At 70.8% G+C, this 7,125-nt stretch carries 7 protein-coding genes; all 7 read right to left on the bottom strand.

Features of this window, described 5'->3' with window-relative positions:
• Positions 1-7: 7 nt before the first annotated feature.
• Complete coding sequence (locus WEE69_03920; protein MEX1144436.1) at positions 8-994, bottom strand: bifunctional oligoribonuclease/PAP phosphatase NrnA; 987 nt, start codon at positions 992-994, stop codon at positions 8-10.
• On the bottom strand, positions 994-1,350 hold the full coding sequence (rbfA, locus tag WEE69_03915) for a 30S ribosome-binding factor RbfA (GenBank protein MEX1144435.1): 357 nt from the start codon (positions 1,348-1,350) through the stop codon (positions 994-996). Before rbfA ends, WEE69_03920 begins: the two co-directional genes overlap by 1 nt.
• Positions 1,350-1,661: a DUF503 domain-containing protein gene (locus WEE69_03910; protein MEX1144434.1), complete on the bottom strand. Its 312-nt coding sequence runs from the start codon at positions 1,659-1,661 to the stop codon at positions 1,350-1,352. Before WEE69_03910 ends, rbfA begins: the two co-directional genes overlap by 1 nt.
• A 117-nt stretch (positions 1,662-1,778) precedes the next feature.
• Entirely contained in the window at positions 1,779-2,726 is a 948-nt protein-coding gene (locus WEE69_03905) for a hypothetical protein (protein MEX1144433.1), read from the bottom strand.
• A gap of 80 nt (positions 2,727-2,806) precedes the next feature.
• Positions 2,807-5,473, bottom strand: coding sequence for a translation initiation factor IF-2 (infB, locus tag WEE69_03900; protein ID MEX1144432.1), 2,667 nt, complete (start codon positions 5,471-5,473; stop codon positions 2,807-2,809).
• A gap of 85 nt (positions 5,474-5,558) precedes the next feature.
• The gene (locus WEE69_03895) at positions 5,559-5,798 is read right to left on the bottom strand and encodes a DUF448 domain-containing protein (GenBank protein MEX1144431.1); all 240 of its coding nucleotides are present in this window, start codon (positions 5,796-5,798) and stop codon (positions 5,559-5,561) included.
• A 25-nt stretch (positions 5,799-5,823) separates the two neighbouring features.
• Positions 5,824-7,053: a transcription termination factor NusA gene (gene nusA, locus WEE69_03890; GenBank protein ID MEX1144430.1), complete on the bottom strand. Its 1,230-nt coding sequence runs from the start codon at positions 7,051-7,053 to the stop codon at positions 5,824-5,826.
• Positions 7,054-7,125: the final 72 nt, after the last annotated feature.

Raw genomic sequence — 7,125 nt, 5'->3', positions numbered from 1 at the left:
CTCTGAGTCAGAGCGCGGCGCGCACTCGCGCGACGACGTCGTCGATCTCGAGATCGGACGTGAACCCAGCCGCGAACCGATGGCCGCCGCCGCCGTGCGCCTCGGCGATGCGACGGACGTCCACCGCGCCGAGCGAGCGGAGACTGACCCGCACCGTACCGTCGCGCTCTTCCTTCAAGACGCAGGTGACCTCGGCCTCGGCCGCGCGACGGAGGATGTCGATGAGACCTTCGACCTCCTCCATCTCGACACCGTGGCGCTCGAGCAACTCCTGGGTGATCGCGGTCCACACGAAGCGCTGCTCGCGCACCAGCTCGGCCGAGCCGAGCGCATCGCCGAGCAATCGCAGATACGCGAAGCGGTGCTCCTCGAACAATGTCCGGCTCAAGCGCGACACCGGCACGTCGAACTCCGTGAGCCGACGGGCCATGTCGAAGACCTCGGGTGTGGTCGTGTCGTATTGGAAGCGACCGGTGTCGCACACGAGCGCCGCATAGAGCGCCACCGCGGCATCCCGGTTCAGCGGCAGTCCCAGCTCGTCGACGAGGCGCAGCACCACCCAACCGCTCGCCGCAGCCTCGGGTTCCACGAGGTTGATCGACCCGTAACGGTCGTTCGAGATGTGGTGGTCGATCACGATCAGCTCGCGCGCCGCCTTGGCCGGCCGCTCGAGGTCACCGAGACGACCCATCGAGCCGCAGTCGAAGGTGATCATCACCTCGGGCTCGTCGGGGAACTCCTCGGGCGGAACGAGCAACTCCAGGCCCGGCAGCTCGCGGTAGTGCGGCGCCACCACGAACGGCGTGGGGAAGGAGCCCACGACGTCGCGGCCCGTCGCCCGCAGCACATGGAAGAGGCCGAGCAATGACCCGAGCGCGTCACCGTCGGGATTGACGTGACACGCGAGCGCGATCTGCTGGGCACCGTCGATCGCCGCGACCGCGGTCGCGAGCGGCGTCTCTTCGATCGGTGGGGTCGGCGACTGATTCGACATCAGTGATCCTCGTCGCGGTGCAGGTCGCGAATGATCTCTTCGACGCGCTGGCCCGTCTCGATTGCGGGATCCTCGCGGAAGTGGAGCTCCGGAAGGTACTTCAGCCGCACCTGGCGCCCGAGCGTCGCCCGCAAGCGGCGGCGCGCGGAGCGCAATGCCACAGCGACATCATCATCGTGACGTCCGAGCGCGGCGTACCAGACGGTCGCATGGCGGAGGTCCGGGCTCACGTCGACGCCGGTGATCGTGACCATCGAGAGTCGCGGATCAGACAGCCGCTCGAGGTCGTCGGCCAGCGCTTCACGCACCACCTCGTTGATCCGCAAGGTGCGGGGATACCGGCGGGCCGACGGCATCAACCCTCCCCCAACGGCGCAGGATCCGGGTCGAGCCATGCGGTCTCCACGTCGAGGAGCTCGACGTCGGGCGCGTTGGCCACGAGGCGTTCGACCGAGGCGAGGACGTTGCGCAGGTGCCCGTCGCTCTCGGCGACGACCGCCACCGCGATGGCTGCCCGCTGCCAGGTGTCCTGATGATCGACCTCGGCCACGGAGACACGGAGCCGATGGCGGAGCCCGTCGACGATCGGGCGGATGGCGGCGCGCTTGGTCTTCAACGACCGGGATTCCGGAATGAAGAGCTCGAAGCGGACCGCCACGGCATGCATACCTCTCTATTGTGCCGACAACGCGCCGGTGGGTCGGATCAGGAGCCTGGCAAGGTCCCGCGACCCGGCCGCGAGCGGGGGCGGTACGAGCTCTGCTGGCCAGGCGTCGGTCGAGGTTCAGCCGGTGAGGTTGGGGTCCGCCACCACCGCCGCGACCGCGGGAGCGGCCGCACAGCCGACACCCTCGGTCCACTCGATGGAGACGTCGCCGTTGGAGCTGCTGGCGCTGGTCGGACCGCCACCCGTCGTCAGCGTCACACCGGTCGCGCCGGGCGCGGCGAATCCCGCGCCACCGCCGCCACCGCCGGCGAGCGTGGTGAGGGGGTCCTGGGACCCGCCGCCCGCGCCACCACCGCCGAAGTAGCCACCGCCACCGCCGCCGCCGCCCTCGGCACCGTTCGGCGAGTTGGTGGTGTCGCCGTTGCCACCGGTTCCCCCCTGGAACGCGGTGCCACCGGTGCCAGCGGTCGCGTTGCCGCCGCTCGACCCCGCCGCGCCGCCCGTGCCGCCCGGGCCGCCAGCGGCGCCACCCAACCCTTGCTTTCCGTCGTTCGCGTTCGAGAGCGTCCCGCCGGGGTCGCCCTGCGAGCCACCGCCAGCACCGCCCGCGGTCCCGCTGCCGCCGCCGCCACCACCGGCCACGACGAGTGGCGTGGTGCCGCGCCGGACGCTCGACGAGCCGCCGCCGCCAGCCGCGCGGTTGCCGACCGCGAGGCCGCTGAAGTCGAAGCCGCCCGGGCCGCCGTCGGGGAAGCCGCCGTTCGGTGGGACCGCAAAGTTGCCGCCACGTGCACCGACAGAGACATCGAGCACCTCGAGCGGCGTCACCGCGACCGTCGCGATTGCGAGGCCACCGTTCCCGCCGCCGCCGCCGCCGGGGCCGCCGCGTGCCGTGATGGTGACCTGGCAGACGTTCGCCGGCACTGGGAACGTCTGGACAACGCCAGTGGACACGAAGTCCTGTTGTGCCGCCCCGCTGGAGGGCGCCACCAACGCGAACGTCGCGGTCGAGAGGATGGTCACGGCCACAAGCGCCCCAAGTCGCCGCGCCGTCCGTCCGCCCATCGAAGTCACCTCACGGCTGTCCATGCGAGCAACATGACACTACCGGGGCCGCTTCGCTGACGCGATGACGGTGCGCTCGGTCAGGAGCCGGTGCGGGCGATCTCCTTGAGCTCGTAGGTCTCGATCACGTCGCCCTGCTTGAGGTCCTGGAAGTCGGAGAGTCCGATGCCGCACTCGAAGCCGGTCGCCACCTCGCGGGCGTCATCCTTGAACCGCTTGAGCGAGTTGATGGTGCCGTTCCAGATCACCACCCCATCGCGCAGGAACCGGACCCGCGAGCCACGGGTGATCACACCGCTGCGGACGTAGCAGCCGGCGACCTTGCCGATCCGCGGCAGCGAGAAGACCTCGCGCACCTCGGCTTCGCCGGTGACCGCCTCCTGGAACTCGGGCTGGAGCATGCCAACGAGCGCGTTGTTCACGTCTTCGAGCACCCCGTAGATGACCTCGTAGAGCCGCAGCTCCACGCTCTCGTGCTCGGCGCGCTCACGGGCGATCCGGTTCGGGCGCACGTTGAAGCCGATCAAGGTTGCGTTGGACACCGCGGCGAGGTCGACGTCCGACTCGGTGATCCCACCGACGGCGCGGTGCACGAAGGCCAGCCGCACCTCTTCGTGCTCCTGGTCGAGCTTGCGCAACGCGTCGGTGAGCGCCTCGAGCGAACCGTGCACGTCGGCCTTCAGCACGAGGTTCAGCGTGGCGACCTCGCCACGCTGCACCATCGCGAAGATGTCCTCGAGGCGAGCACCGCCCGAGAGGATCGTGGGATGGGCCAGGCTGGCGGCGCGGCGGCGACGCGAACGCGCTTCGGCCACCGCGCGAGCCACCTTCTCGTCCGGCGCCACTCGCAGCTCGTCGCCGGCCAGGGGAACGTCGTCCAGGCCGAGGATCTCGACGGGCACCGATGGGCCCGCTTCCTTCACGGCCTCGCCGCGGTCGTTGAACATCGCGCGCACGCGACCCCAACCGCCGCCCGCGACCACCGGCTCGGCAACACGCAAGGTGCCGCGCTCCACGAGCGCGGTGACGACCGGGCCGCGACCGGGGTCGAGGTTGGACTCGAGCACGAACGCTCGCGCCGGTGCGTCGGGGTTGGCGACGAGCTCCTCCACATCCGCGACGAGCAAGATCGAGTCGAGCAGCTCATCGACGCCGAGGCCTTCGGGAGCCGAGACCTCGTTCACGATCGTCTCGCCGCCCCACTCTTCGGGCGTGAGACCCTGCTCCGCGAGCTGCTGGCGCACGCGCTGCGGGTCGCCATCTTCCCGATCGACCTTCGTGATGGCCACGATGATCGGCACCTCTGCGGCGCGCGCGTGGTTGATCGCCTCGACTGTCTGGGGCATGACGCCGTCGTCGGCCGCAACCACCAAGATCGCGATGTCGGTCGCTTCGGCGCCGCGGCGGCGCATGGCGGTGAACGCCTCGTGGCCCGGCGTGTCGATGAACGTGATCACACGGCCGTTCTTCTCGGCCTGGTACGCGCCGATGTGCTGCGTGATGCCGCCCGCCTCACTCGCGACGACGTTGGCGGAGCGGATGCGGTCGAGCAATGTGGTCTTGCCGTGGTCGACGTGGCCCATGACCGTGACCACGGGCGGGCGGGGCACGAGGCCCGCCTCATCCTCTTCTTCCTCGTCACCGAGCAGCGCCTGGAGCTCGAGCTCCTGCTCCTGACCGGCCTCGACGAGGAGCACTTCGGCACCGAGCGTCTCCGCGATCAGCTCGATCATCTCGTCGGCGAGCGACTGCGTGCCGGTGACCAACTCGCCCGCGTCGAAGAGCAGCCGGACGAGGTCGGCCGAGTTGCGATTGAGCTTCGGCGCGAGCTCCTGGATCGTGATGCCGCGCGGCACCACGATCTCGTCCTCCGGCACCGGAGCGTCGAGCGGTGTGAGCACCGGCGCGGCAGCCGGGCCGATGTCCTCGAGGTTGCGACGACGACGCTTCTTGCGACGCGGGCGCTGGCCCTGCGGGCCGGGTCGCCCACGACCGCCAGGACCACCACCGCCGGGACCACCGCGCCCTCCGCCGGGACCACCACCGGGAGCACCGCCGCCGGGTCGAGACGGGAACTGCGAGCCACTCGGGCGACCGCGCCCGGTGAAGCCGCCGGCGCCTCCCTGAGGTCGGGGCCCCGACCCGGCGTCGGGCGCGAATGAACGCCCGCTCGTCGGCGGGGTCGCTGGGCGACGTTGACCTGGCGGCGGAGGGATCACCTTGCCTGGCTGCGCGGATTCCGGCGGCAGCGGCTTGTCGCCGATCGGCGCCTCGGGCGCGCGGGTCTCGGTCGCGGCACTCGCAGCGGCGGGGCGCGCCGGCGCTGGCTCGCGCACCGGCGGCGGGGGCTCGGGGATCCCGCCGGTCGAACGCACCACGCGATGGGGCAGCTCGGGAAACGGCTCGGGTTCCGGGATGCCGCCGGTCGAGCGGACGACCCGATGCGGCGCCTCGGCCACGGCGGCGACCGCAGGCTCCGGTGTGGTTGGCGTTGCGGGCTCGGGCGACTCGGCCGCGGGGCGCTTGGCGGTCTTCCTCGTCGGCGCCTTGGCCAGCTCGGGCGCAGGAGCCTGGCGCAGACCCTTGGAGTCGGCGAGCCGACGGACCCGGTCGGCCAACGGGTCCTCGATGCTGGAGGAGTGGCTCTTGACCCCGATCTTGAGCTCGTTCGCGAGGTCGAGCACGACCTCGTTCTCGACGCCGAGCTCACGTGCCAGCTCGTAGATCCGGATCTTCTTGGTGGCCAAGGCCGCTTCCGCCTTCTTCTCTTCTGTGGCGGCGTGTGCCGTCGCCCCGGGTGGGGCTGGGCTCGTCGGCGGCCTCTCCGCCGTGTCAGCCGCTCATGTCTTCCAGTTTCGCACGTAGCCGCACTACCTCGTCGCCGCCGAGGCTCACCCGCAGCGCCCGGTCGAGCGCCCCCCGCCGAGTGGCCTGGTCGAAACAGCCCAATGCCGCCGGCAGGCTGCAGAGCCAGGCTCCCCGACCGGTCCCCGGGCCCAGCACCAGGGCGCCGTCAGCGCCACGGGAGATCCGGACCAGCTCGGACACCGGGGCGGCGCTCCGGCACCCCACGCAGGTGCGCAGGCGCGCGCCGGAGTCACCCGTCGCGAGCCTCCTCCACCGGCTTCGTCTCTTCCGCGTCGGTGACGGGCTCGGCGGCGGCCGCGGGCTCCGCGTTTGGTGCGTCCGCCACGGGTGCCGCCGGCTCCGCACCGTCGGTCGCGGTGGGCGCCCCTTCGTAGCCCGCCTCGGCCGCCGAGATCGCGTCGCCGCCCTCGGCCGGCTGGAACACGAGCTCGCCGCTCTCGTTCTTCACCCATTCGCCTTCGGCGTACTCGACCCCGCCGCCCGACTCCTCTTCGTGCAGCTGGGTCTCGCTCTTGATGTCCACGCGCCAGCCGCTCAAGCGCGCGGCGAGGCGGGCGTTCTGCCCCTCCTTGCCGATCGCGAGGGAGAGCTGAAAGTCGGGAACGATCACCTCGGCCGTGCCGGTGTCCTCGTGGATGCGAACCTCGCGCACGCGCGCCGGCGCGAGCGCCTTCATGACGAACTCGGTTGGCTCGCCGCTGTACGGGACGATGTCGACCTTCTCGCCGCGCAGCTCGTTGACGACCATGCGCACCCGCGACCCACGGGCACCAACGCACGCGCCGACTGGGTCGACGTTGTTGTCGTTGGACGACACCGCGATCTTCGTGCGGTGGCCGGGCTCGCGCGCGATGGCCTTGAGCTCAACCACGCCGTCGACGATCTCGGGCACCTCGAGCTCGAACAGTCGCTTCACGAGGCCCGGGTGTGTGCGCGACACGACGATCTGGGGGCCCTTCGCCGTCTTGCGCACCTCGACGATGTAGGCCTTGAGCCGGGAACCGTGCTCGTACCGCTCGTTCTGCACCTGCTCGGCCTGCGGGAGCAGCGCTTCCACCCGACCGAGGTCGAGCAGCGTGTAGCGCTGGTCGGTCTGCTGGATGATGCCGGTGACGATGTCGCCCTCGCGCCCGGCGTACTCCTCGTACTTCATCTCGCGCTCGGCGTCACGGATGCGCTGGAGGATCACCTGCTTCGCGGTCTGCGCGGCGATGCGTCCGAAGTCTTTCGGCGTGTCGTCCCACTCACGGACCACCTGTCCTTCTTCGTCGAGCTCCTGCGCGATGACCTTGATGTCGCCGGTCTCCACGTCGATCTCGACGAGCGCCTCCTCAGCTGACGTCGGGAGCCGCTTGTACGCGGTGACGAGCGCGTTCGCGAGCGCCTCGAGCATGATCTCGACCGAGATCCCCTTCTCGCGCTCGATGTTCTCGAGGGCCTCCATCATCTCGCTATTCATGGTTCACTCCGCTTTGCCCTCGCGGCCGTCCCCGCCACGTGGGGCTGTGCGCAGCTGCGTTCCGTATTCATG

It is taken from the genome of Acidimicrobiia bacterium, from assembly GCA_040881685.1.
Lineage (GTDB): Bacteria > Actinomycetota > Acidimicrobiia > IMCC26256 > PALSA-555 > SHVJ01.
This window is presented reverse-complemented; position numbering and strand designations above follow the sequence as displayed.